This is a genomic window from Microbulbifer sp. THAF38, from assembly GCF_009363535.1.
In the GTDB taxonomy this organism is placed as follows: domain Bacteria; phylum Pseudomonadota; class Gammaproteobacteria; order Pseudomonadales; family Cellvibrionaceae; genus Microbulbifer.
Map to the genome: position 1 here is coordinate 2,405,032 of NZ_CP045369.1, position 26,665 is coordinate 2,431,696.

The window sequence follows — 26,665 nt, forward strand, 5'->3', positions numbered from 1 at the left end:
TCCGGAAGTATTAGACCACTACAAACCTGCCGTATCTTCGATTTTTTCTAAATGCATTCGGCACCTAGAAACAGAGTCTCCTGCCCAAAGTTTTTATTGATTCGCTCCATCGCCCGCATAGTCTCCGCTGCCCTGATGAGACTCAAAGCTGTAAACAGAAACTCTCTCAAGGAAGATTGTCCAGGAAAAAGTCCCGCATATTCTCCCCCATGACTTTGCGGATCTCCTGCTCTGTAAATCCTTGCCTCAACATTTCAGTGGTTAATACATTCAGGTCCCCAACATCAAATGAAACTTCAACGCTGCCATCATAATCCGATCCAAGGGCAACATGATCAACTCCCAGCAGATCTATGGCATAACGAAGTGTTTTGGCAATATTGCCTGGGCTGTTATCGCATACTGCTCCCGTCCAAAAGCCGATGCCTATCAACCCGCCCCGCTCAGCGATTTCTTGCATCAAGTCATCGCTTATATTGCGCGGTGAGTTACAGCTGCCTTTTAACCCTGTATGGGAAACGATTAAAGGGCGTTCACTCAGTATCAACACATCCTTCACTACAGACTCAGAGGAGTGAGCAACATCAATAATCATGGAGCGGCGATCCATCTCCTGAACGGCAGCGCGACCAAACGCCGTCAAGCCTGCTCCATTTTGCCCATGCAATGAACCACCCAACTCATTATCAAAAAAGTGTTGCAGCCCCATCACCCGAAAACCAGCATCATATAAGCGTTCAATGTTAGACAAATCACCTTCCAGTGGATGGGCTCCTTCAATACCAAGAATTGCCGCAAGAGTATTAGCTCCCTGCTCCCTCCCCTTAAGAACCTGACGCAGATCTTCAGCGGTATAAACAACATGGAACTGTTCAGGCGCGGATCTTTGTAAAGCACTTACCCGCTCGGAGTGGTAAAGGGCTCTCTCAAGCAGACTATCCCAGGTTCTAGGCGGCCACCCCTGCGCAACCGCAAGCAGGGTAATATTATCCCGAGCATCTGCAGAGTTTTCGCTATAGTTCTGGTCCTGGGGAGACTTGGTGACTGAAGTAAAAACCTGCATCCCAAGATTACCCCGTTGGGCCCTAGGCAGGTCCAGATGACCATAATCAGCCTCCTTTGATAGGTCACGAGCCCAGAGGAAACTATCCGCATGCAAATCACCAATAACAAGTGAACTATGCAATGCCTTGGCTTGCTCTGAAACCACAAGGGAACCACCTGAGGCCACCTTGTTTAATTTTTGCTCAACCCCTGGAATCAAAAACCATTTCCAGCTTGCGAACAATACCAGTGCCAGTGTTGTCAAACTTAAAAACCACTTCTTCATTATGATTTCCAGATATCAGTAGTGATGCCCAATGTTGTGGTTATAACCGATAAAGTCGTGGTATGTCAGGAGCTATGTAGAGTAATAAATGATCAACTGGCAATATACGCCCAAGATGATCAAAATATATTCACCCAGCCAACTTAACCGGTGAATAAACAAGTGGATAGAGGATTAGGGAATCACAGTGGAAAAAAACTACCGACTCACACTATTGCTATTGATTGCAATGCTCTTTAGCGTTAGCGGCTGTGCGACACTCTCACCAAATTTTCAAAAACCCGAGGTGGAAGTTATTGCGGTACAACCCCTGCCAGCAAAGGCCGGCAACAACCTGAGGTTCCGAATTCACCTTAGGGTTTTCAATCCCAATAATAGCGAGCTGGCTCTTTCGGGTCTTTTCTATACCCTGCGGCTCGGTGGGCATAAAGTATTAACCGGCACGTCAAACAATCTTATGCCTATTGCTCCCTATGGTCAGGACGACATTGCGGTGGATGCAACAGCCAGCTTGGTAGGCTCTATCTTTGCAGCAGTTGACCTCATTAACCTGAACCAAGACTCCATCCCTTATGAACTGGAAGCAAAGATCGGCTTAAGCAAGTCACTACTCCCCTCGATCAAAGTAAATAGAAGTGGGGTCATTAGCCTGAACCAGTATCAGTGAACCTTCTACAAAATTTACCAGCAACCTCATGACGTCATCGGCACTAGGTTGGTTACTATTTTTTAAGGAAATAATGCGAAGGTGGGAATCTACCCACCCATTTGCATAAGACTCAAATTTGCTTGGTGAGAATCACAGACATTACAAAGTTGCCCATAGGTGCTCCATTATGGCTCAGGAAACCTTCATCTGGGAGCCTCTGGGAGACATAGAGCTTTGTGTTATACCTAATATCAAAACCAAACTCATAAGTCCCACGGCCAAAGAAAACACCAAGGTTTGTTAGTGTCACCTCTCTCTCTGGAGTCACACCATAACTGAAGATTTTTGTCCCACTTTTTACCTTTGAGTTACCTTCCATCAATACATTTCTTTGGACGGTTTTATGTTCCAGTCCAGCCTTTAAATACCAATATCGCTCTCTTTCCGAAAATAAAGACACTGCACGGAAAGTCGGCAAGAAGCTACCGAAGAACAGGTGAACCCCAGCACCATAATCCCTTACGATGTTACCTGTTTTCCACCGAAGGTATGGGACTAACCGGTAGCTTGTTCCACCCAGACTTCCCTGTAGTAGACGGTAACCCATCTTCAGCTCTGGCATCAGGCCCCACTCATTGAAAACCTGTGAACCCCATCCATCAGGTGGCGACGATGAGACCATCCAATGCATTAACTTCTGAGTTTCTCGAGCACCTGCCCTAGGGCCAACGGTTCCAGCATCGAGAGTAAAATCGATCAACCATTGATCAGATAACAGGTATTTGTAGTTGACACCAAGATAGGTCCACCCCGCATAAGGGTGTTCATTATGGATAGGTTCTGATCTGCCAAGGTGATCTGGAGTGTAAATCTCCTGACCAAACCGAAAGGTGTAAGGTTTAGCAACAGGACTCCAACGAATAAAGATGCCACCGGTATAGTCCCGATCCGTCTGGAAAGGAGCATCATTTTCCAACTCAATCTGCAACTTACCTCTTGGAAGTTCATCCGCGTGAAGTGCAAAGTGATAACAGAGGATTGATAGCCCAATAGTCAAAATGGAGCGTGTTTTTAATATGCACTTCACCCTTAAGCTACCCCTTCCTATATTTAAAAGAATTTCGCCAGGTCAACACATGCGACTAATACGCCACCGCGCATAACATTCGGGGTCGGCTCTCCTTTAGAACCCACCAAAGGATGCGCTGTGATCTCAATAACGAATGGCTTCACCCTTAAGTAGCCGCTATGTGAGCACCGAGCGGCTTTTCACACTCGCGATTGGAATACCACTCAACCCAATCACCACCTACTAAGTAAAATTCGACACAGTGGAGCACTGGGGCAATTAAGCTCATCATGAAGAACCGTTAGCCCAGTTCATCACTGTAGAAGACAGATAAAGAGGAAAGGATGCTTCTAACGGCAGTTAAGAAATCTATGTGACAAACTCTTCACATCAGAGAATTTGCCATCCTATCAATGGTGAAAGAGGAAAAATAGAGAGGGGAAAGTGAAGGGGGAAGTAAAGGGGGAAATAAAGAGAGCAACGCTCCGTGCAAATAGCACGGAGCGCCGGGAAGTCGTATTTTAATTATGGCGACTTGTGGTTATCCGCCATTAAAACCGGCCAAGCCGCCCGCAGATACATCACCATAGTCCACAAAGTAAGCGCAGCGGCTATATACAGCAACAAGTAGCCCAGGCTTTCCATCACAGGGAAATCACGAACATCGAAAGCCAGTAATACGATAATGGCTGCCATTTGTGCCGTTGTTTTAATCTTACCGACATAAGACACAGCAACACTACTGCGTTGCCCCAACTCAGCCATCCACTCACGCAAGCCCGATACCGCAATTTCACGGCAAATAATGATGGCTGCAGCCACGGTAAACCAAGCACTCTTATGAAGACCCACTAGTAACACCAGCGCAGTAGCCACCATCAACTTGTCGGCAACAGGATCGAGAAAAGCACCAAAGGCCGTACTCTGATTGAGTTTTCTTGCCAGATAGCCATCCAGCCAATCAGTGGCTGCAGCAGCGGCAAAGATGACCGCAGAAGCGATGTAGCTCCATTTGTAGGGTAAATAGAAAACCAAAACCAAGACAGGTATCAGTGCGACGCGAAGCAGTGTAAGTTGATTGGCGAGTGTCATGCTTTTCTCTATTCTTGCGGAAGGCGTACGTTATCAAGCCATGAGGAAAATTGAAACGCTCATTGGGAAACCCGGAGAAAAATCCGCTGCCTTCGCCCTGCACTTTTATTCATGGTGAAGTGCCGAGTATATATCCTGTGCGAGCTTACGACTGATCCCCTCTACGCTCGCGATCTCAGTTACTGTCGCCTTCTTGATTTCCTGCAACCCACCAAAATGGCGAAGCAGTGCGCGCCTGCGTGCTGGCCCCACCCCTGCAACCCCCTCCAGCGGAGACTCCCTACGCTTTTTGTCACGCCTTGCGCGGTGGCCGGTAATGGCGAACCTGTGTGCCTCATCTCTAATCTGTTGAATTAGGTGTAACGCAGGAGAATCGGCGGAGAGTACCAACTCTTTGTTACTGGAAACAATGTGCAAGGTTTCAAAGCCCGCTTTACGGGTGGTGCCCTTGGCCACTCCGATAATCTGAACGCCCACGACCCCAAGACCGTTAAGGGTGTCGACCGCCTGGCTAACCTGTCCCTTACCGCCGTCAATTAACAGGATATTGGGAAACTTACCTTCACCTCCCGACAGACGTGTGTAGCGGCGCTTAAGCGCCTGCCCCATTGCAGCGTAATCATCTCCAGCCTGAATACCTTCAATATTAAAACGACGGTAGTCTGACTTAACTGGGCCGCCAGTATCAAAAACGACACAAGAAGCAACAGTGGCCTCGCCAGAAGAGTGACTGATATCGAAACATTCCAGGCGTTCAGGCAATTGCTCAAGACCAAGCACTTCTTGAAGTGTTTCAAAACGGCTGAACAACTTCTGCTGCGCCGCAGTGCGGCTACTCAAGTTTTGCTGAGCCGCCTGCTGAGCCATTTCCACCCAGGTTGCGCGCTTGCCCCGTAACTTATAGGTAACCGCAACTTCACGCCCCGCTTGAGCACTGAGGGCCTGTTGCAGCGGCACCAGATCCTCAATAGATTCCGATACTAGAATTTCGCGAGGGATTTCCCGTGGACTCCCCAGGTAAAATTGAGGGACAAAAGCCGAGAGTAATTCGGGATGGCTTAAACCCAAGCGTTCACTGGGAAAGTAGCTGCGACTGCCAAGAATTCTCCCCTGGCGGATAAAAAGTACATGTACACAGCAGCTACCGCCCTCACTAGCGACACCATGGACATCTACATCCCCCGTATCCCCCTCCGCCACTTGGTGGGCCTGAAGGCGTCGCAGTGCGGATATTTGATCTCTCAAGCGAGCGGCCTTTTCAAACTCCAGCGCCTTCGAGGCTTCATCCATCTGATCCGCTAGCTCGCGGACTATGTTGTCGCTCTTACCGGCAAGAAACATTTCTGCATGACGAACGTCCTGACGGTATTCTTCCGGGCTAATAAAGTCCACGCAGGGGGCCGTGCAGCGCTCAATCTGATATTGCAGGCAGGGTCTGGAACGGTTGCGGAAAACGCTGTCTTCACAGGAGCGAATACGAAAGGTCTTTTGCAAAAAGTTCAGGCTGTCGCGCACGGAGGAAGCATTGGGAAAAGGGCCAAAGTAGCGGCCTTTTTTCCGCTTTGCCCCACGATGCAGTGCGATACGAGGAAAGGTATCAACACTGGAAAGGAAGATGTAAGGATAACCCTTATCATCTTTCAGCATCACATTGTAAGGCGGTCGCTGGGACTTGATCAGGCTCTGTTCCAGCACCAGAGCCTCCGTTTCACTGCGGGTAACAGTTACCTCAATATTACAAATCTTCTGCACCAGCGCCATGGTCTTGGCGGTGAGCCCGGAACTTCGAAAATAACTTGTAAGCCGGTTGCGTAAATTCTTCGCCTTACCCACATAGAGAATATGGTTATCGGCATCAAACATTTGATAGACGCCGGGCTTGCGGGTAACCGTAGAGAGAAAACGCTTGCTATCGAACATCTGACAACCGGTCTTGCAATTTCAGTGAACACACCGATCTTTAGAGTGCCGCTTCGGGGTCGAGTATTTGGTATTTGACGGCGAGCAGGGTCAGCTCCACATCACTATTAATATTCAGCTTCTCAAAAATCCGATAACGATAGCTATTGACAGTTTTTGGGCTAACCGAAAGCGACTTGGCTATCTCAGCGACTTTTGAACCATTCACAATCATATCGGCGGTTTGCAATTCGCGCTTGGAAAGTTTTTCAAAGGGAGAAAGGCTGTCCGACTGACCAGAGACATTGCGCAGAGCCATTTTAGTGGCCATGGAGTTGCTGATAAAAACCCCACCGTTCATGACGGTGTGGATTGCACGCACCATTTCTTCGAGGTCAGCGCCCTTAGTTACGTAGCCCATAGCACCGGCCTGCATAAGGCGACCGGGAAACAGATCGTCATCCAGCGCACTAACAGCAACCACTTTCACTTGCGGGCAGCGGTTAAGCAGCTTTCGAGTAGCCTCCAAACCACCCATCCCAGGCATTTTTACATCCATCAGGATGACATCGACCGCAGCCTCGCGCACGAATTCCAGCGCTTCTTCGCCACAATTCGCCTCGCCAACAACTTCTATATCCTCGACGTCACTTAACATGCGCGAAATCCCCATTCGCACAAGATCGTGATCATCCACCACTAAGACTTTGATCAAGCTATCCCCAACTACGGATAAGTGCAGTGGCTACGCAGCGTACAATCCCCTCGCGCGTGCTCTTTGAACTGCGTTCTTCTTTTTACTCACGGAGAAACTACCCCGTGTAGATCCACCCCAAGAATCCAGTCGAAACATACCAGACAAAAACGCTACTGCAAAGCGAAACCACCGTTTCAAATGCTGCTGAATGGTTGTTTCACCGCAGGATCTTGGTCTCTATATAGCGATTAATTATAGCTTAAAAACGTACCAAGTAATCTTCCTGCGCTCAAGTAGAGCCGTTCCGCACTAGCTGCGAAAAGATGAGACTTAAAAAAAATAAAATTCTTTTTAGTTTTTTAGAAATATATGAAAATTTTTTAATTTCTTTAAGTTATAACACTATGATACACAGAAATCAGCATAAAGACCTGCCTATGAAGCTTGCAGGGCGGAGGGAACTACATAACTCTGCACTCAGAAAACCCAACCCGGGTTCACTAAGCCTTAAGGGTAAAAACGCGGTTCAGGCTCGAGAGAAACACCAAATTTTGTGTGAATATCCTCAGCAATGTCGTGGGCAAGTTGAACTAATTCACCTCCAGCCCCCCTACCGGGATTAATCAGCACCAATGCCTGGCGTTCGTGCACACCAACAGCACTCCGTCGCAAACCGCGCCAGCCAGCTCTATCGATCAACCAACCCGCAGCGAGCTTCCAATGCTCACCCGCTGCATAAGCAACTAGATCGGGGTGTTCGGCTTTCAAATTCTGATAGAGATCCGAATCCACTAGCGGGTTTTTGAAAAAACTACCGGCATTAGGGATTTGATCGGGCAAAGGAAGTTTGCTACTGCGGATATCTATAACTGCTTGCGCAACCTGAATCGGAGTGAGGTTGTCGATATCCCAGCTGTGCTCAGCCATATATTGGCGTAGTGCCGGGTAGTCTACTCGCGGTAGCCATTCTTGGGGCAACTGTAGGTTCACCTGGGTAATAATATACTGATCCCGTAGGCGTCCCTTAAAAACACTGTCCCGATAGGCAAAGCCGCAATCGTCTTTGTCAAAATCATGCAGTTCACCAGTGGCAATCTCCATGGCCTGCAAGCTCACAAAACGATCGCATAACTCGATACCATAAGCACCAATATTTTGAATCGGTGCCGCACCGATCTTACCGGGAATCAACGCAAGATTTTCAAGTCCACCGATGCCATTGTTTACTGTAGTCATAACCAACTGGTGCCAGTTTTCTCCAGCAGCAGCTTCAATAGAATGGCTATTCGTTCTGGCCTGCAAAGACAGACCGCGCAAATCCACCTGGATAACCAGGCCGGGGAAATCCCCGGTCAACACAATATTACTACCACCACCCAGGGGCAAAATCGGTAGCTTCTTTGCCCGGGCAAAGGCCAGAGCCTCACGCAGCTCATCCAGGCTGCGGACTCTGGCAAAATGGGCACTGCGTGCCGAGATTGCCAGTGTATTGTGGGGTTGCAGGTCGATATCGGTTTCTATCATGAAAGTAATTTCTTAACCGAGAAGCTCGCGCATACGCTGGAGATCCTGCTCAGTGTCTACGCCACCAGGCACCTCCGCACAGGCATCAGCCACATGAATATTTTCATCGTGATATAAAAAGCGCAGCTGTTCCAAAGCCTCAAACTGCTCTAAAGGAGCCACCGGCCAAGTTACAAAACTCTGTAAAAGCGCTACTCGATAAGCATAGATACCAATATGCCTGCGTGGTTCCAGCCCTTGTGGGAGCTCATTGGCGTGAATAGCAAAGGCATCGCGGGGCCAAGGTATGGGTGCGCGGGAGAAATAGCGGGCCAATCCGGATTCCGCAGCGACTACCTTAACAATATTGGGGTTGCGGAAATCTTCCACGGTAAGAATAGGTTCGCACAAAGTCGCAACGCCGGCGTGGTTATTTCCTGCTAGGTTTGCAGCCACCTGGTTGATCACTTGTGCGGGAATCAATGGCTCATCACCCTGTACATTAACTAGGATACGATCACTTGCCAAACCGAGGTTATTGGCTACTTCCTGCAAGCGGTCGGTGCCCGATGCATGATCGGCAGAGGTCATGCACACCTCGCCACCAAAGCCGCGGACCGCTTCCGCTACTCGCATATCATCAGTAGCGATGATCACCCGCTCGGCATCGCTCTCGCTGGCCCGCTCAAAGACATGCTGGATCATCGGTTTCCCAGCAATATCTGCCAGGGGCTTGCCCGGCAGACGGCTGGAGCCAAAGCGAGCGGGGATAATGACATCAAATGAATGTTTATTTTTCATCTCAAGAAAACTGTTGCAGGTGCTGGTGCACCTTTTGATAGAAAAGATCAGGCAATTTGGCGCGCACTTCCAACGCCCACCAGTGGCTCTCCCAGAAATCGCGGCACTTTACCGCATCTTTCATCGTCATAATCACTGGGGTCTCGCCATCGAAGTGCAGCTCCTGGGGGCTAAACTGGTGGTGGTCCGCGAAGGACTGCTCCATCACCTTGAAGCCCATACGCTGTAATTCGCGGAAAAACCGCTGGGGATTCCCGATCGCCGCCACCCCGTGACAGGGGCCAGGCTCAGGACCGGAAGTTAAACGCAATGTGGAAGTCTGATCGAGGTTAAACTGATGCCAGCAAGAGGGTTCCAGGGTCATCTGGTATTCCAGCAGGGCCCCGCACTGCTGCTTGACCCTGGCTTCGGGCTCACCATTACTCACCACCAAGTCGACATTCTCTAGGCGGCTGGCCGGTTCACGCAGCGGGCCTCGCGGAAGCATGTGGCCATTGCCGAGGCCTCGACTGCCATCCACCACACATATTTCCAGGCTACGCCAGAGGCTATAGTGCTGCAGCCCATCATCAGAGAGGATGACATCGCACTGGTGGTAATCGATCAGTGCCCTCGCCGCTTCGCTACGATTGGGGGAAACCATCACCGGTACCCCAGTGATCAAGTGCAACATCAGCGGTTCATCACCGGATTCCAAAGGGTGTGATTGAGCCGTTACCTGATAGGGATATTGCTCTGCACGGCCACCATAGCCGCGGCTGACAATCCCGGGATTTTTGCCCCGCTCTTTTAGCCAACGCGCCAACTCTGCCACCAGCGGCGTCTTACCGGCGCCACCGACAGTAATATTACCTACAACAATGACGGGAACCGGCAAAGGTTCTGGAGGCGTCCGGGAACTGATTACCCTGCGCCGCTTACTCACACCGCTATAGAGCATCTCTAAAGGCGTAAGCAGAGATAAAGTAGGGCTTGTGCCGTCTTTCTTATACCAGCGTTTGTTAAACCAGTCTTCCAGTGACATCCAGTGCCCTAACCCATTGTCTGCTGTTGTAATAAGGTTGCATAACGCCCACCACGGGCGAGCAACTCGCTGTGCCTGCCACTCTCTACGATGTGCCCTTTCTCCATAACCAGAATGCGATCGGCGTTCTCAATAGTACTGAGGCGATGGGCGATCACAAAAGTAGTGCGGTTCTTCATGACTTCCGTTAGAGCCGACTGAATATGGCGCTCGGATTCATTATCCAGAGCCGAGGTGGCTTCATCGAGAATCAGTACCGGCGCATCTTTCAACAGCGCCCGAGCTATCGACAGGCGCTGTCGCTGGCCTCCGGAAAGCATCTGGGCGTTGTCGCCCAATACAGTTTCCAAACCCTGTGGCAACTCTTCGATAAAGCTTGTTGCATGCGCTAACTCCACAGCCCGCAAGACGTTCTCTTTCGGGGCACCTTCCAGCTCGCCATAAGCAATATTGCGAAAGACGCTATCGTTAAACAGCACAATATTTTGCGACACCATGCTGATATGTCGGCGCAGCTCTTGCAGTGGAACCGTTGAAATATCGACCCCATCAATCAGGATGCGCCCCCCGGTAGGCTCATAAAAGCGAGCGAGCAAACTTGCTAGGGTTGTTTTACCGGAGCCCGAGGCGCCGACCAGCGCAACCGTCTCGCCCGGCTCTACCGAGAAGCTGATATTCGAAAGTACCTGGGGAGCGGCCTTATCGTAACTGAAATCAAGAGACTCAAAAGTAACCGCACCTCGCACGGGTTTGGGCAGTGCCTCACGGCCACCCTCCGGTTCACTGGGCGTATCCATTACCTCGAAAATACTTTCTGCCGCGGCGATCCCCTTCTGAATGTCCGCAAAGACTTCTGAAAGGCTGCGCACCGGCTTGGCCAAAGAGGCAGCGGCACCGATGTAAGCGGCGAAAACACCGGCAGTCATGGATTCCACCATGCCCGGTGCCAATGCCAACCACACGATGGTGGCGGTAGACAGGCCAACCAGAATTTGAATCACCGACACACTGGCGTTATTAGCCACCACCAATTTCATAAATTGCCGGCGGTTATTGTCACTAGCCGATTCAAAGCGTGAATTTTCATATCCTTGACCGCCGTACATCCGCACCACCTGATAACCATTAATGGCCTCCTGGGTAACATGGGTGACATCGCCCATGGAGTTTTGGATACGGTGGCTCAATTTACGGAATCGCTTGCCCACGGTACGCACAATAAGGGCAATCAAGGGGGCGAACAGGAAAAAGGTTAATGTCAGTTTCCAGTTCACCAGCAATAAGTAAGCCAGCAGCGCAACGGTCGTGAAGGTCTCGCGAAATAGAACCTTGACCGCTTTGGTGATGGAGTTGGTGACCTGCTCAACATTGTATGAGACTTTGGAAATCAGGTAGGCGCCGGTGTAACGATCAAAATAGGCGCTGGGCAGCTGACCAATTTTTTCAAATAACTGGGACCGCAACTGGTGAATAACCGCACGACCCACATAGGCGAGACCATAACTGCCAACAAAATTACCAATCGCGCGCAGCAGAATAATGATCAACATGGCCAGAGGTACCAGCCAGCGCGCAGTCTCTTGTGGCATCACTCCATCGGGATAATAGGAGGCGACATATTTCGACAGAAAACCTCTGCTTTCCTGGATACCAGCGCCAACCGCATCTAACAGCAGCTCCGTAACAGCGATCAGGCTGACGCCCATGATGGAAAACAGGAAAAAACCCAGCACCGCAACACCAAAAATGGACAGGTGCGGCCGGGCATAGGCGAGTAAACGTCGGTAAGTGTGTGCCCCTTGCTGAGGTTTACTGGGGGGCATGGTAACTTTCTTCATACAGACCAATGACTGGACTCACCCCAAAAACCCTAGGGTAATGGGGCGAGTGCGCTCGCAGGGCTAGCAGGGATAAGAGTCCATACCGGACCTTAAAACGAAGCCAAGCGTGCTAGTTCTCTTCTGGTTGCCGTGTAGTAATGCTTAGGTTGACAAAACCTAACTGTCCAGCGGCATCCATTGCCCGCACCACGGCCTGATGGTGAGCTGTGGCGTCGGCGGTTATCACAAGCGGGCGATTGTACTCGCCTGCAGAAACTTCCGACAGCGCAGATTTCAAAGTGGTCAACTTTTTATTGATCAACCCCTGACCATTCACTGAATAAGAGCCATCGGCACTGATCAGAATTTCAACAGCTCGAGACTGTTCCTCCGCCTGGGGCCCCGCGGCCTCGGGCAAATTCAATTTCAGATGACTCTCTTTGGTGAACGTGGTCGACACCATAAAGAAAATCAGCAGGAGAAAGACCACATCGATTAATGGCGTAAGGTTTACCCCATCCTGCTCTTTGGTTTGGCGGCGAAATTGCATGGATGGCTACCTCACTCAGGCCGCATTTTCAATTTTGCGATCACTGTGCAAAGCATCCACCAGCTTCACGGCTTCCTGTTCCATGGTGACCACGATAGTATCCACACGGCGCTGGAAGTACCTGTGCGCCATCAATGCCGGAATCGCCACAGTCAAACCCGCCGCCGTAGTAATCAGAGCCTGGCTGATACCACCGGCCAAAATACCCGCATTACCGGTGCCCTCCAACATAATGGCTGTGAACACCTGAATCATGCCGATTACCGTTCCAAGCAAACCAATCAATGGCGCAACGGCGGCAATGGTGCCCAGAGCATTGAGGAAACGTTCCAGCTCATGCACTACCTGGCTCGCAGTCTCTTCAATACTGTCTCTCATCACCTCACGACCATGGCGGGAGTTGGAAAGACCTGCGGCAAAAATTCTTCCAAGTGGACTGGAATCACGCAGCTCTTTCAGTTTCTCACCATTGACCTGATTGCTTTTCAGCCACCCCCACACTTCTCCAAGTAAAGTGCGCGGTGCAATGCGCTGGGGATTCAGCGTCCAAAAACGCTCAATGCTAATAGCAATAACAGCAACGGAACACAACAGGATCGGCAACATCAGCCAGCCGCCAGATTTTATTATTTCAAACACTTTTCTTGGCCCTAAACAGCGAGAGGGATTTCTGGAATTTTTCTGCATCTTAGACGCAGGAGTCGCACTTTATCACAGCTACTCTCGGCGGCTAAGTCTTCCACTAGGCTCAGCCTCACCATTGTGATCGGCATACCAAAACCGTGGCGCGGAACGCCCCAGATTTATTGCAGGTTCCGAAGTGCTTTTGTGCCAATGTAATTCGATAGCCCCACTCTGGGCCGTATTGAAAATTTGCGTGTCCATCGCGCGGTAGCGTGCAACTACGTCCGCATGCGGATGGCCAAAATGATGGCGATAACCCGCACTGAATATGACTCGTTCAGGCTTTGCCCAACTCAACAAGGCCTGCGATGAAGATGTCTTGGAGCCGTGATGCGGTGCCACCAGTAAATCCACTGGCCTCTGCATTGGATAGAGTTCCACAAGGCTGCGTTCTACCGAACTGGTGATATCACCAGTGAGTAATATACGTATTTGCTGCCACTCAATCAGAGCCACACAGCTCTGGTAATTCTCCTCACCATCCATCGCTTTTTGCAGTGGCCACAACCAATGCACAGAGAGATCACCAAAGAAAACCGTTTCACCCGCAACACAGGAATTCGCATGAATATCAGAGCCTCTCGTCAGCTTCTCTCCCAGCTGCCCTGGAGCATAGAAATTGTTGACAAACAAAGACTGCAACAGCGCTTCCACCCCACCGGCATGATCCCTGTCTCCGTGGCTCACGACTAACGCATCGAGTGCACTCACACCCGCTCCACTCAAATAAGGGGCAACAATGGCACCTCCAGCACTCCAACCCGATGAGGAGACTGGACCGGTGTCGAAGACAAGGCGCGCCTCTTGGGTGCGAATTGAAAGGGCCAACCCCTGGCCGACATCCAAAGCGGTGAAAGTAAGACCTTGGCGACCAGTAGCCGACATAGGCAATAGAGGTTGCAGTAATGGAAGTAGAAACAGGAGCCCCAGATAGCGCCCCGGTACCCCCCTAGGCAAAATCAGTAATAAGGCGCCCAGTGCGGATAAGACGAGCAGGGTTGCGCTTTGAGGTGGCAACAAAGGCTGCCAGGTAGGTACAAAATCCCCCGCATTCTCCAGCATTTCCATCAGAAGAGTCAGCTGCCAATCGGCAAACTTAAAGCACCAGATTCCTGGAATGGTCCCCATCAGTAAGGTACCTAACATCAAGGCCGGCAGTATTAGCAAGCCAAGCCAGGGGATTGCCAGCAGGTTCAGCAGTATCCCACCCGAGCTGTAGCCGGAAAAATATACTACCGAGGGCAGAATCAAACCCAGCGCCACCAGCCATTGGCTGCGCAATAATTGAACAAAGGTGGCAAACCTGCGTAAAAGCCAGGCTTTCATGCGCTTTTTCATCCCCACATGAGCGCATGTTTCACCACCTTCCACACCGATCTCCGCCGCCCTCGCCTGCCAAACGGAACTGCGCCCTGAAAACCCCAAAAGAAGCGCACCCACCGCGGTGAACGACAGCCAAAACCCTACTCCGAAGAAAGCCAATGGCTGAATAGTCAGCACTAGCGCCAAAGCGAGAGAAAAGGCCAAGCCAGCGCCTACTCTTCGCCGCCAATGCCAGGCCAGCAACAAGACCCAAGTCATCACCAAGGCCCTTTGGGCTGAAAGAGGCGCACCGGCCAAAAGGGTGTAGATCAGGGTGCCAAGGAGCGCCAGAAGCAGCGGCAACCACCTGGGGCTGGCACCCAGTAACACCCCCAAAGTTCGGGCCAAAACCTGCCCCAGCAAAAGTAAAAATCCAGCCACCATACCCACATGCAAGCCCGATATGGCCAAAAGGTGTGCGGTCCCTGTCTCCCTTAAGAGGTCCTTATCGGCATGGGAAAGACCACTGCGGTCTCCCAATAGCAGCGCTGTGACCAAGGCACTCTGATTTATCGGTAGCTTTTGAATCTTCTCCCTCAGAGTGTCTCGCAAGGCAGATAGCCCTAAACTCTGCCCTAACCACTGCGGATCACCATTTTGAGTACGCACATAGCCCGTTGCGTAGACGCCACGCCGTAAAAGCCAGCCCTCATAATCGAAGGTATGGGGATTCACACTACCGCGCGGGCGCTTTAATCGCACCGATAACAACCAGCGACTATTACCGCGCAAACGCGCCTGCACCTCTTCATCTGCTCGATACCAGGTGAGATAGAGGAGACTGCCTGAATCAATACCCCCTGCCCCCGCCTCCAAGACCCTCGCCTGGAAGCGTATATCCCTAGTGCCGCCACCCTGTAATGCGTGGTTATTTCTTACTTCGGGTAGGGATACAACCTCAACTCTTAGGCGTTGATCAATGCCATGTGCAGTTTCGGGTAAACGCTGCTCAAGCGCAGTTTTATTGCTCGATAGCGCCCAAAGAGCCCCGAGTAATGAGATGACAAGTAATAGAGAGAGGAAGCGTCTTTGAGGAAGAGAAAGCAACAGTAGTAAAACAACCAGGTATACCCACAGTACCGCTCCTATTTCCGGCAAAACAGGCAGCATGCCAATAACTGCAACTGACAGAGAGAACATCCAAAGAGCTAGAGTGAGGCTCCATGGCCACAGGGTAGATTTGTGCCCCAGCCTCACACCGAGGCTGTTCGTTTTTTGTGCAACCTCTTTGGCACCCATCCCTGTAAAAGCCCTGTAATAACAACACATTGATTAATTTGATTCACCATATGAAACAGGTACCTTAGAACCATAAAACACCTGTAATCGGCGCGCCATGCCGCATTGTGACTGCCTTAACTGTTATTCATGGCACCTGTTGGTCATATTTTTTTAAGAAAAATGCCATGTTTAACATGTTTGTAATATTCAGGTCGCAGAATCCGCACCAAATCGAGGGGCAACCAAAAGATTGAACGGAAGGCTTCCCCTCAACCCACAACCATAAACTGTGCGAGACGACTATGAATAAGACCGCTCTCTCTCTGGCCATTGTTGCCATGATCCCTACTCTGGCCAGCGCCCAAGAAGAAGGCGATGTCCTCGACTTTTACGGCAAAGCCAATGCTACCTTTCAGTCTGCTGACGAAGGTGATGGCTCTGTAACCGACGTTCAAAGCAACGCTTCCCGCTTGGGTGTTAAGGGCGAGATCGCCCTGACCGACGGCATCAAGGGTATCTATCGTATGGAATACGAAGTAGATATGGACGGCGACGCTGACGATACTTTCTCCCAGCGCAACATCTACGCAGGCCTGGAAGGCGGCTTCGGTCAGGTAATCGCGGGTAAGTTCGATACCCCACTGAAGGTTGCTCAGAAGAAAGTTGACCTGTTCAACGACCTGGAAGGCGATATCAAAAGCCTGATCACCAGCAGCGACAACCGCGAAGAAGACGCTCTGCAGTACACTACTCCGTCTTTCGCTGGCTTCAAAGCTTCTGCTGCTTACATTAGCAACAAAGATGAAGTCATTGGTTACGAGATCGTTGGCCAAGATGACGATGGTAACGACATCTTAGGTAAAGAAATCAAGCGCAACAACGGCATCTCTACTTCTATTGCTTACGATAACAATGGCGTTTACATGGCCTACGCTTTCGACCAAGACGTTGAAGGCCAGGACGTTGACGTTCAGCGCTTTGTAGCTCAATACAACATCGGCCCTGTACAGGTTGGTGCCCTGTTCGAAGACCAGGAAAACGCTGACGGCGAAAACGCCGATGGCTGGATGGGCTCTGTAGCGTACAAAATCGAACAGTGGACTCTGAAAGCTCAGTACGGTCAGTCTGACATTAAGAAAGAAGACGGCGAAACTTACAGCCTGGGCGTTGACTACAAGTTCAACAGCGCAGCAAAAGTATTTGGCTTCTACACCGACGAAACTGCTGATGGCGATTACGACCGCAGCTATGCCGGTATCGGTGCTGAATACAAGTTCTAAGAGCACTTGTGACGGCGGTCATCCAAATTGGGAAGAGCTGTTTGACCGTCGTATGATTTGAGAGCTTGAATTAGGCGGCCTATGGCCGCCTTTTTTATTGGAAGCTCTAAAGCCATATTGCGGCAGCCCATCAAATAACCAACTTCTCCATGAAAAGATGCACTGGCATTGCCTGTAACTGTTGTTGATCAGCAAATAAAGCTAATATTTTATCTGCTTGGCCTGAAGGGAAGCGTGCAGCCAGATTGGAGTGGAATTTCTTCAACAAAAGCGGTATCCCCTCTTTACGGCGTCGACGATGACCAAGGGGGTATTCCACCACTACATTCTCTGTTGCCTTGCCCCCCTTAAAAAATACCTGCACACCATTCGCAATTGAACGCTTATCCGGATCAAGGTAATCCTTGGAATAGCAGCCATCTTCAACAACCGTAATTTTCCCGCGCAGCATATCAATTTCCGGATGGGACTGATGGAATTCATCCTCGTAATAGCCAGCCTGCAAATCCCCAAACAAAAGCGCTGCAGCCACGATATATTGCAGACAGTGGTCGCGATCCGCCGGATTGGCGAGAGGGCCGCTTTTACTAATAATTCGTATTGCAGATTGATGGGTGGTCACGACAATCCTATCAATATCCCCCACTCTGTCTTTCACCTGCGGATGTAAAAAAATCGCAGCCTCACAGGCCGTCTGGCCATGAAATTCCGCCGGGAAGGAGATTTTGAAGAGGATATTTTCCATTACATAAGATCCGTATCTGCGCGGAAACTTGAATTGCTGCTCCTCCAACGGTTTTATTGCCTGATCAGCATTGGTTTTACTGAAAGCCACGTCATAAAAGCCCCACTGCTTCGCCGTAAGTACGGTTGGTATACCCATCTCACCACGCATGGCCATATCCGCCAAGCGAACTCCCCTTGCCGTGGCATCTCCTGCCGCCCAAGATTTACGCGAACCCGTATTGGGGAAGTGCCTGTAGGTACGCAGGGCACTACCATCTACCCAGGCCTGGGAAATCGCCGCCAATAATTCTTGCCGGTTTCCCCCCATCAACCAGGCAGCTACCGCTGTTGAAGCCACACGAACCAACAATACATGGTCCAATCCGACACGATTAAAGCTGTTCTGTAATGCCAGTATCCCCTGGATTTCATAGGCCTTGATCATCGCCTCCAACACCTTTCCCATTGTCATGGGCTCTTCACCTGCACTCAGCCGCTTCTGAGAAAGAAAATCGCACACCGCCAAGATGGCACCCAGATTGTCAGATGGATGCCCCCACTCAGCGGCCAGCCAGGTATCATTGAAATCCAGCCAGCGGATGGTGCAGCCTATATCCCAGGCAGCTTTAACCGGGTCCATACGAAATTGAGTACCCGGCACACGAGCCCCATTGGGCACCCAGGTTCCCTCAGCCAAAGGGCCAAGCAGTTTTGTGCATTCAGGAAAGCGCAATGCCAAAAAGGCACAGCCGAGAGAATCCATTAGGCAGTAGTGCGCTGTTTGCCAGGCCTCATTAGAATCAACCTCAAAATTGAGAACGTAATCGGCGATATCCTGGATGACCTGATCATAAATTAGGTGGCCAGCTTGGTCTGAGTCGGTACGCATAGCAGAAGGCCTGGTGGAATAGAGGAGAAATTAAATAAGCCTAGTAATTTTTTTATAATTGAGAGCTAGAGCTATTCCCCAACTCCATGGAATCAACATTGAAAGAGGTATTGTGTGCACAATCCGTTTAGTAACACTGGGATACTGTTTTGCCTACAGGCAGTAGCACAGAAGAATCCAAAGTCCACTTTCAGTCATTTCATCGACACATAGGGAAACATCACGTCACCCAAGGAGTATCGTCAAGAATGGACATTTCTAAGCTCTTATCATGTTAAGTCATTCAGTGGCAAGAACTGGGATACACACATTGTTTACACTCAACCTGAAGCGGTTATAACCTTTAGCAAAAGTGGAAGATTCCCTAAGAATGAGGCCTGGGCAGAAGGTTGGGGATGGGCTTTATTCAAGCCAGGGGTAGCAAAAAGTGAAACCAAAACCTGGAAGGGCAGCGGGCTTAACAACTGTTTTGGATGCCACTTACCAGCCAAAAATAATGACTGGGTCTATACACAAGGCTATCAACAAGTCCTACAGAATTAACAAGCAAGCATAGCCTCCTTCAAATCAGCTTATCACTTCCACCCCAGCACTAATTGATTTATATCAATTAGTGCAACCTTGATCACCGTTATCATGCGGCCGCGTCCGACTATTCCACTATGAGTTTTTCTGTGTTCAAACCTGAGTTACTGTCCCCCGCAGGGACTTTAAAAAATATGCGCTATGCGTTTGCCTATGGTGCCGATGCCGTTTATGCCGGCCAGCCCCGCTACAGCTTGCGTGTGCGCAATAATGAATTTAAAAATATTGAAACCCTGCGCCTAGGCATAGAAGAAGCACACCAGCAGGGAAAACAGTTCTATATCGCCTCTAATATCGCCGCTCACAACGACAAAGTTCGCAGTTACCTGCGGGACCTGGAAGAAATTGTCGAAATGGGGCCTGACGCCCTGATTATGTCCGACCCAGGCCTGATAATGATGGTAAGGGAGCGCTGGCCTGAACTGCCAGTCCACCTATCCGTACAGGCCAATGCGGTAAACTACGCGACCGTAAAGTTCTGGCATCGCCAGGGGTTATCTCGGGTGATACTTTCCCGGGAGCTGTCCCTGGATGAGATTGAAGAAATTCGCCAGAAAGTGCCTGAGATGGAGTTGGAAGTCTTTGTCCACGGAGCACTCTGTATCGCCTATTCCGGGCGCTGCTTGCTATCCGGTTATATGACCCATAGAGATGCCAACCAGGGCGCCTGCACCAACTCCTGCCGCTGGCAATACCAAGCTCATGAAGCCAAAGAGAATGAAGTTGGCGAGTTGATTCATGTGCAAACCCAGGAAACTATTCAGGAATCTATCCAGAAACCCATCCAGCAACCCACCTCCGCCAGTGGCAGTACTTCCCAGGCCTTTTTACTGCAGGAAGAAGGTCGCCCTGGCGAATATATGCCGGCCTACGAAGATGAGCACGGCACCTACATCATGAACTCCAAAGATTTGCGGGCCGTACAGCACGTCAAGCGCCTCACAGAAATGGGAGTTCACTCTTTAAAAATCGAAGGTCGCACTAAATCCCACTACTATGTGGCTCGTACTGCTCAGATCTATCGTCGCGCTATAGACGATGCTGCAGCAGGAAAAGACTTTGACATGAAGATGATGGACGAATTAGAAACCCTCTCGAACAGGGGCTACACAGAAGGTTTCTACCGTCGCCATCCACCAGCAGAATACCAGCAATATGAAAAGGGATTGATATCAACTCCGGGCCAACAGTTCGTAGGCGAGCTTATTGACGGAAGTCCTGAGCATTTGACGATTGATGTTAAAAATCGCTTTGAACGTGGTGATCAATTGGAGTTAATGACTCCCAGCGGTAGCTTGTTCTTCCCCTTGGAGCAAATGGAGAATACGGAGGGCAAAGCGATCGATGTAGCTCCGGGATCCGGGCATATCGTGCAGATACCCCGACCAGAGGGGGTTGATGACGATCAACTTCAACAGGCGCTATTGGTCAAAGCTCTGGGATAACCCTGGGTTTGTAATTTGCACTAAGGCTTATCAAGCCTCTCGTTTTGCAAACATATTTTGTTAAAGGTGTAGTGGTTTAGACAATCTACCGGATTCACTAAGCCACGACACCTTTATTCCCACTACATCTCCACAATTTTACTTGTGAATCGATCCTCAAAATGCATTGGGTCATCGTTAAACTTCTCAAGTGACTGCCCGCCTCATATTATTCAAACCGCCCTGTATTTCCCCACCATTCATCGCAAGCAACTGGTTCTTGTACCAATTTTCCTGCATTTTCAGCCTCACCTAAAACCCTTTTAAAGCCCTGAGTTTTGATCACAAAAATATGCTCGACAGTACTAATTACAAGATAAAAATCCGCCCTACCTCGGAGTTCCAACAGGAATACACCCGTTTTAAATAGTTATGATTTTCCACCTCTAACTCGCCCCCGCATCAAGGTTTCACAGTAGAAAAGCGTGCAACGATTGCTTAACCAAGGAAATGCCGCAATATGGATATTATTAAACCTAAGAAACGCCCCCTGATTAAGCACCCTTTAATGCTAGGTGGTGCTGCTCTTGCTTTTGTGGCATTTACCAGCACCCTCCTGTTACTTCCTGACAGCGCCTATAAGGTAGAGCGGGAACGGCTAATGCTAGGTACCGTCCAACGGGGAGACCTGCAGGTTGTGGTAGATGGCTACGGTAGGCTGCGTTCAGACAAGCAGACTTTAATTACCGCCCTAACCGCAGCGAATGTTGAAAAAATCATGTTGCGTCCCGGTGCAGAAGTACAAAGTGATAGCATCATTATGCAGCTGAGTAATCCAGAGTTAATGCGCGACCTGGATGCAGCCGAAACCTCCCTGGAGCAAGAGGAAGCTAATCTGCGCCGGCTTGTTCTGAACAACCAGCGAGATGTTCTCGCGGAGGAAGCCATACTCGCGGAACTGAACTCCAATTACCAAGTGATCAAGTTGCGTCGCGAAGCTGAGGACGAGCTGGTAAAAAGTGGAGTGGTTTCCCAGCTCACCTACCAAACCACCGTCTTACGCCAGGAACAGATGAAAAAACGTGTGGACCTGCAAAAACAGCGTATCAACCACCTGCGCAAAGTCGCCGTCGAATCAGAGTTAATCCAGCGCGAGCAAATCAACCAAGCCCAGACCCAACTGCAGAGCATCCAACAGCGGACAGATCGCCTCACAGTGCGCGCCGGCCTGGACGGCATACTACAACGGCTGCCAGTAGAGCTGGGGCAAGGTGTCAACCCCGGCCAGGAGCTGGCGCTGATCGGCAGCGAGACTGATCTTCTCGCTTTGGTTCAAGTCCCACAATCCAAAGCAGAACAACTGGAGGTTGGCCAGCCCGCTGAAATTGATACCCGCAGGGAAAAAGTCGAAGGTGTGGTAACCCGTATTACTCCTGAGGTTCGGGACGGCAATATTGAAGTGGAAATTGCTTTTAGCGCAGGCGCCCCAGAGTCTGCCAGGCCACAGCTCAACGTCGATGCCCGGATCTTCACTGCCACTATGGAAGATACGCTGTTCGTCGAGAGGCCTATCAATGTGCAGAGGCACAGTGAGGCCAATCTCTTCCTGATGAACGAAAACGAGGAGGAAGCGTCACTCCAGCCCATCAGCTTCGGCGAGGAGTCGGGTCGATATATCCAGATCACCCAGGGCCTCAATGAAGCGGACCGTATCATCCTCTCGGATATGACCCATTTTAATGAAGCTGAGCATATCCTGATTGTTGACTAAAGCCTGAAACCCAAAGTGAGAACAGGGAGTTCGCTATGCCCAAGCCAATCCTCCATATGGCCGGGATCACCAAGGTGTTCCGCACCGAAGAAATGGAAACTCACGCCCTGCGAGGCGTTGACCTGAGTATTTACCAGGAGGAATTTGTATCTATCTGCGGCCCCTCGGGTTGCGGTAAATCCACACTTCTCTCGATTCTCGGCCTGCTGGATCTCCCCACCAGCGGCAGCTATCAGATTGAAGGGTTTGAAGTCGCTCAATTGTCGCTAAGTGAGGCGGCGACAATTCGTAACGAGAAAGTAGGCTTTATCTTCCAGTCCTTTAACCTGATTGATGAACTCTCTGTCTACGACAATATCGCCCTGCCCCTGCGATACCGCCGCAATCCCATTCCCAAGTCTGAAGCCGACAAAAAAGTGAAACATTGCCTGGAGAAGGTGGGAATGAGTCACCGGGCCTTTCACAAACCTAACCAGTTATCCGGTGGCCAACAGCAGCGAATCGCCATAGCCCGGGCGCTAGTTGGCAATCCGTCCCTGCTACTGGTGGACGAGCCCACCGGCAACCTGGATTCCCACAATGGCGATGCAGTAATGGAAATGCTGCGGCAGCTCAATAATGAAGGGACCACCCTGTGCATGGTGACCCATGACTCTCGTTATGCAGACATGGCCAGCCGCCAATTGCATCTGCTGGATGGAAAAATCCCAACGCCGCAGCCCATACTAGAGCCCCATGAGATGGCCCTATGATCACCACAAAGGACCTATCCATTGCCCTCCAGTCCCTCAACCGGGCGCGGAGCTACACCACCACTATTATTCTGACCCTGGGTATCACCCTCGGCGCCCTGGTAACGCTATTTAATCTCAACTACCAACTGCTTGCCGCCCCCCTTCCCTACCCAGACGAAGACCGGCTGTATGTCGTGAATGGTAATCTCTACCAGAACAAGCAGTTGCGACTGGAAAATAACAGCCAATACCCCGCCCTGGTTGAAATCTATAAGAACGACAGTTTCTTCGAGTCCAGCGCCCTGGTGTACTTCTGGGAAGATGTGGTTCGCAATTTATCCGAATCACCACGGGTTAATGTTTCCTATGTCTCTCCAGAATATCTCCAGCTGGCTGGAGCACCCCTGGCCCTGGGCAGACAATTCAATGCCGATGAAGGGCTCGACAGCCGAGTCCCCGTGGCGGTTATCAGCTATCAAACCTGGGAGCAGATGTTCCGGCGAAACCCAAGTGTCTTGGAGCAAAGCCTGCAATTTGGGGAGGTGGACTTTCGTATTGTCGGCGTCACTGCCAAAGACTTCATTGAACCCCAGATCTATAAGCAGGGCCGGCAAACGGCAGTCTGGCTGCCCTGGGACTTTAACGATACACAAGTAGAGCGCAGAAATAATTGGAGAGGCTTCCTGCCTTTTCGCATGCTCACAGGGAAGTTGAAGCCGGGCATTGACCCCACCAGCGCAGGGCATGAATTGAGCACATTAATGGATGCCCAGTATCAAGCCGCCCTAGCGGGAAGATCCTCTTCGGTAGAGAGGTCCGTTGAATACCGACTCACCCCCTTCGCCAATAAAATACTTGGCGACAGCGCCACACGAACCCTAATGGTTATGGGCGGTACACTGGTGCTTCTGTTAATTGCCTGTGCCAATGTTACCAACCTGATTCTTTCTCGCGCTGCCAAACAACAACGCAATATGGCGATACAGGTCGCGTTGGGCGCACACAAAAAACATATCTTTTTGGCCCTGCTATGTGAAATCGGCCTACTAATGTTAGGGGCTGCATTACTTTCTCTACTTTTAGCCCTGGGATCGACGGAAGTATTAAAGGTGATGGCTACGGAACAAATTCCTCGCATTCAAGAGCTCACCTTAAACTGGCAGACACTGGTTTTTGCACTGTTGTGTGCCTTACTGCTCGCCCTGTTCTTCTCAACCATAGTCAGTCGCCAGGTTAATTACCGCGCACTGAATCAAATGCTGCAGAGCAGCGGCAAAGGTTCCGGCGTACAGATCTCGCCTCTAATCCGCAAAGTCCTCATCAGCAGCCAAGTGGCGATGACCAGTTTGCTTATCGTCGCCAGCTTGCAGATTTTCCTGCAAGCCAATCGCCTGATTAACCAGCCCTTTGGCTTCCCCTTGGACAACGTTCAAGTGATGACTCTGAATATCGGCAATCTTAGGAGTGCCCCCACTGCCGAACGGGAGAGTTACCTGAAGGCCATCAGGCAAAGATTGCTGGAGCACCCTAAAGTACAAAATGCCAGCCTGAGCCTAAACACTCCTATCTCCATCAGCCGGCCACTCTGGACCACATCCCTGAGTCATGATGCCAGCCGACAAAACCCGTTGATGGCCAAGACCACAGTGGTCGACGAAAACTACCTTTCCATTTTGCGTATGCCTTTGATAGCTGGCCGCCATATCAATGCGGCTGAATTTTCCGATAACAATCGCATGATGCTCGTCAACGAAACCCTGGCCCAGCAACTGGAACCGGATGGAGAAGTATTAGGCAATCGCTACTACTGGCGAGGTGACTTGCCCTACCAAGTGGTCGGTGTAGTACGCAACGCAAGCCTGCCCGGCAAAAAGGAACCCGCCCGCTTATTTGTGCGCGGTATCAATGTGAGCTATCCCCTACTGGTACTCAGGCATAAGCCTCACCAACCACTCAGCACCACAGAGATAAATCGGGAATTTGCCAAAGTAAACAGGCAGTACAAAGTTTCCGAGCTATTCTCCCTGGAGCAGGCGCGAGACCTTCTCCTAAGCAATGACCGGGTCTCAGTTTGGGTAACCACCGCCCTAACATTATTGGCACTCAGCCTCGCTGCCATCGGTATCTTTGGTGTGCTCAGTTACAGCGTGCAACTGCAGCGTACTGAGCTTGGCGTGCGCATGGCAATCGGCGCCCGCCCAGCGACAATTTTCTATCACACCCTAATCGATAGCTTGATTCCCGTAATTATCGGTATCGCTGTAGCGACTTTGGTAATAGTCCCACTGGCACTTTGGCTTGAGCAAAGCGAGTTCAGTATTGAAACCAGCCTCTGGGGCTGGCTGCTACCACCACTACTGATTATCGGCCTAACCGCCTCAGTTACCCTGCTTTCTGTATGGAAGATAATCAACAAACCCACGGTTTACGCATTGCAAGGAACAGGATGATTACTTTCCACCTGATAGCCGCTGCTTGAGGTTGCTCGCTTATCGTGCAATCTTTACCACAAATACAACGATAAGAAATGGAACAGCCAATGCAACCTCAGCAGTGGTTATCAAACGGAAAGATTTTTGAGCATCAAGGCCACCAACTTTTCTATGTCGATAGCAACCCAGGCTGTCGACATAAACCAGTACTGCTTTTGATTCACGGCTTCCCCACTAGTAGTTATGACTGGCAAAAGATATGGGCCCAACTGTCAGAGCACTATCGCTGTATTGCTATGGATATGCTGGGCTTTGGCTATTCAGATAAACCCAAGCGGCATAGCTACAGTATCCACGGGCAAGCTGATTTACATGAAGCTCTTCTGCAACATTTAAACATCAACAAGGTCCACCTGTTGGCCCATGACTATGGGGATACTGTTGCCCAGGAGTTACTCGCCAGAGCCAATAGCGGTGGTATCACGGGGTATATCTCAGCATGCCTGCTGAACGGCGGCCTTTTCCCAGAAGCTCATCAAGCTCGTCTCGTGCAGAAACTCCTGCTCTCTCCCGCAGGTTTTCTGATCAATAAACTAATGAATTATCGACAGTTTTGCCGCAGCTTCAGTGCCATTTTCGGACCAGAAACACAACCCTCCGACAGAGAATTGCGAGACCTGTGGCAAATTCTCCAATATAAGAATGGCAACCGGCTCCTCTATAAACTGATCACCTATATGCACGACAGGCGCCAGTATCGTCAGCGCTGGATCGACGCCCTAAACAAATACCCTGGCCCCCTACTGCTAATCAATGGCTCATTGGACCCAGTTTCGGGGAAGCATATGGTGGATCGATTTCGTCAATTGATAGATCGGCCAGCAGATATTGTTGAGCTGGGAAAGGTTGGGCATTATCCGCAATGGGAGGCGCCAGATAGTGTGGTAAATTCGTATTTAAGTTTCGTAGAGACTGAAAAGGATGAACAATTAATTCCTTCTTGAATGTCCTGGATAACTCTCAAGTACTAACATGATGACAAGGAGCTGGCTGCCAAAATTCCAGCCTAATACCAAGCACACCCCATTGATAAGATGTATTTTAAGCTTCATTTAAAAGTATT

General features: G+C 50.3%; 22 protein-coding genes. 8 read left to right on the plus strand and 14 right to left on the minus strand.

The annotated features are described in order from the left end of the window. Positions 1 to 166: 166 nt before the first annotated feature. Positions 167 to 1,330, minus strand: coding sequence for a dipeptidase (locus FIU95_RS10205; RefSeq protein ID WP_253868553.1), 1,164 nt, complete (start codon positions 1,328 to 1,330; stop codon positions 167 to 169). Between the two features lie 187 nt (positions 1,331 to 1,517). Here FIU95_RS10205 and FIU95_RS10210 point away from each other — a divergent pair, with 187 nt between their 5' ends. Beyond that, positions 1,518 to 1,997: an LEA type 2 family protein gene (locus FIU95_RS10210; RefSeq protein WP_152453671.1), complete on the plus strand. Its 480-nt coding sequence runs from the start codon at positions 1,518 to 1,520 to the stop codon at positions 1,995 to 1,997. A gap of 112 nt (positions 1,998 to 2,109) precedes the next feature. On the opposite strand, the gene FIU95_RS10215 is transcribed toward FIU95_RS10210, so the two are convergent. From FIU95_RS10215 to FIU95_RS10265, 11 genes are all read right to left on the minus strand, one after another. Continuing rightward, positions 2,110 to 3,066 (minus strand): lipid A-modifier LpxR family protein, encoded by a 957-nt coding sequence (locus FIU95_RS10215; protein WP_371416904.1) that lies wholly within the window; start codon positions 3,064 to 3,066, stop codon positions 2,110 to 2,112. Positions 3,067 to 3,573: 507 nt separating this feature from the next. After that, positions 3,574 to 4,140: a CDP-diacylglycerol--glycerol-3-phosphate 3-phosphatidyltransferase gene (gene pgsA / locus FIU95_RS10220; RefSeq protein WP_152453673.1), complete on the minus strand. Its 567-nt coding sequence runs from the start codon at positions 4,138 to 4,140 to the stop codon at positions 3,574 to 3,576. A gap of 105 nt (positions 4,141 to 4,245) precedes the next feature. Continuing rightward, entirely contained in the window at positions 4,246 to 6,060 is a 1,815-nt protein-coding gene (gene uvrC / locus FIU95_RS10225) for an excinuclease ABC subunit UvrC (protein ID WP_152453674.1), read from the minus strand. Between the two features lie 40 nt (positions 6,061 to 6,100). Next, positions 6,101 to 6,754 carry a response regulator gene (locus FIU95_RS10230; RefSeq protein ID WP_152453675.1) on the minus strand — a complete coding sequence of 218 codons (654 nt, stop codon included), beginning with the start codon at positions 6,752 to 6,754 and terminating at the stop codon, positions 6,101 to 6,103. Positions 6,755 to 7,243: 489 nt separating this feature from the next. After that, positions 7,244 to 8,260, minus strand: a complete 1,017-nt coding sequence (gene murB, locus FIU95_RS10235; protein WP_152453676.1) for a UDP-N-acetylmuramate dehydrogenase — start codon at positions 8,258 to 8,260, stop codon at positions 7,244 to 7,246. 12 nt (positions 8,261 to 8,272) lie between these two features. Further along, positions 8,273 to 9,040 (minus strand): 3-deoxy-manno-octulosonate cytidylyltransferase, encoded by a 768-nt coding sequence (gene kdsB / locus FIU95_RS10240; RefSeq protein ID WP_152453677.1) that lies wholly within the window; start codon positions 9,038 to 9,040, stop codon positions 8,273 to 8,275. 1 nt (position 9,041) lies between these two features. Then, complete coding sequence (lpxK, locus tag FIU95_RS10245; RefSeq protein WP_152453678.1) at positions 9,042 to 10,064, minus strand: tetraacyldisaccharide 4'-kinase; 1,023 nt, start codon at positions 10,062 to 10,064, stop codon at positions 9,042 to 9,044. 8 nt (positions 10,065 to 10,072) lie between these two features. Continuing rightward, positions 10,073 to 11,887, minus strand: coding sequence for a lipid A export permease/ATP-binding protein MsbA (msbA, locus tag FIU95_RS10250; RefSeq protein ID WP_253868554.1), 1,815 nt, complete (start codon positions 11,885 to 11,887; stop codon positions 10,073 to 10,075). Between the two features lie 127 nt (positions 11,888 to 12,014). Beyond that, positions 12,015 to 12,434, minus strand: a complete 420-nt coding sequence (locus tag FIU95_RS10255) for a biopolymer transporter ExbD (RefSeq protein ID WP_152453680.1) — start codon at positions 12,432 to 12,434, stop codon at positions 12,015 to 12,017. A 15-nt stretch (positions 12,435 to 12,449) separates the two neighbouring features. Then, entirely contained in the window at positions 12,450 to 13,073 is a 624-nt protein-coding gene (locus tag FIU95_RS10260; RefSeq protein ID WP_152453681.1) for a MotA/TolQ/ExbB proton channel family protein, read from the minus strand. 78 nt (positions 13,074 to 13,151) lie between these two features. Further along, positions 13,152 to 15,719 carry a DNA internalization-related competence protein ComEC/Rec2 gene (locus tag FIU95_RS10265; protein ID WP_172975373.1) on the minus strand — a complete coding sequence of 856 codons (2,568 nt, stop codon included), beginning with the start codon at positions 15,717 to 15,719 and terminating at the stop codon, positions 13,152 to 13,154. A gap of 284 nt (positions 15,720 to 16,003) precedes the next feature. On the opposite strand from FIU95_RS10265, the gene FIU95_RS10270 reads away from it, so the two are divergent. Further along, positions 16,004 to 16,981, plus strand: coding sequence for a porin (locus FIU95_RS10270; RefSeq protein WP_152453683.1), 978 nt, complete (start codon positions 16,004 to 16,006; stop codon positions 16,979 to 16,981). A 130-nt stretch (positions 16,982 to 17,111) separates the two neighbouring features. Here FIU95_RS10270 and FIU95_RS10275 read toward each other — a convergent pair whose 3' ends face one another. Continuing rightward, complete coding sequence (locus tag FIU95_RS10275) at positions 17,112 to 18,596, minus strand: bifunctional 2-methylcitrate dehydratase/aconitate hydratase (RefSeq protein ID WP_152453684.1); 1,485 nt, start codon at positions 18,594 to 18,596, stop codon at positions 17,112 to 17,114. A 336-nt stretch (positions 18,597 to 18,932) separates the two neighbouring features. Between FIU95_RS10275 and FIU95_RS21720 the strand changes: the two genes are divergently transcribed. Together FIU95_RS21720 and yegQ are read left to right on the plus strand one after the other, a co-directional pair. Next, a complete protein-coding gene (locus tag FIU95_RS21720) occupies positions 18,933 to 19,139 on the plus strand; it encodes a cytochrome P460 family protein (RefSeq protein WP_371416965.1) in 207 nt (68 codons plus the stop codon). A gap of 119 nt (positions 19,140 to 19,258) precedes the next feature. After that, positions 19,259 to 20,626 (plus strand): tRNA 5-hydroxyuridine modification protein YegQ, encoded by a 1,368-nt coding sequence (gene yegQ / locus FIU95_RS10285; RefSeq protein ID WP_152453685.1) that lies wholly within the window; start codon positions 19,259 to 19,261, stop codon positions 20,624 to 20,626. A gap of 208 nt (positions 20,627 to 20,834) precedes the next feature. Here yegQ and FIU95_RS21130 read toward each other — a convergent pair whose 3' ends face one another. Continuing rightward, a complete protein-coding gene (locus FIU95_RS21130; protein ID WP_172975374.1) occupies positions 20,835 to 21,011 on the minus strand; it encodes a hypothetical protein in 177 nt (58 codons plus the stop codon). A gap of 114 nt (positions 21,012 to 21,125) precedes the next feature. Between FIU95_RS21130 and FIU95_RS10290 the strand changes: the two genes are divergently transcribed. From FIU95_RS10290 to FIU95_RS10305, 4 genes are all read left to right on the plus strand, one after another. Beyond that, entirely contained in the window at positions 21,126 to 22,376 is a 1,251-nt protein-coding gene (locus FIU95_RS10290) for an HlyD family secretion protein (protein WP_152453686.1), read from the plus strand. A 35-nt stretch (positions 22,377 to 22,411) separates the two neighbouring features. Continuing rightward, positions 22,412 to 23,128, plus strand: coding sequence for an ABC transporter ATP-binding protein (locus FIU95_RS10295; RefSeq protein ID WP_152453687.1), 717 nt, complete (start codon positions 22,412 to 22,414; stop codon positions 23,126 to 23,128). Continuing rightward, a complete protein-coding gene (locus FIU95_RS10300) occupies positions 23,125 to 25,560 on the plus strand; it encodes an ABC transporter permease (protein ID WP_152453688.1) in 2,436 nt (811 codons plus the stop codon). The genes FIU95_RS10295 and FIU95_RS10300 overlap by 4 nt, the downstream gene beginning before the upstream one ends. 89 nt (positions 25,561 to 25,649) lie before the next feature. Next, positions 25,650 to 26,546: an alpha/beta fold hydrolase gene (locus FIU95_RS10305; RefSeq protein WP_152453689.1), complete on the plus strand. Its 897-nt coding sequence runs from the start codon at positions 25,650 to 25,652 to the stop codon at positions 26,544 to 26,546. The last annotated feature ends 119 nt before the right edge of the window (positions 26,547 to 26,665 follow it).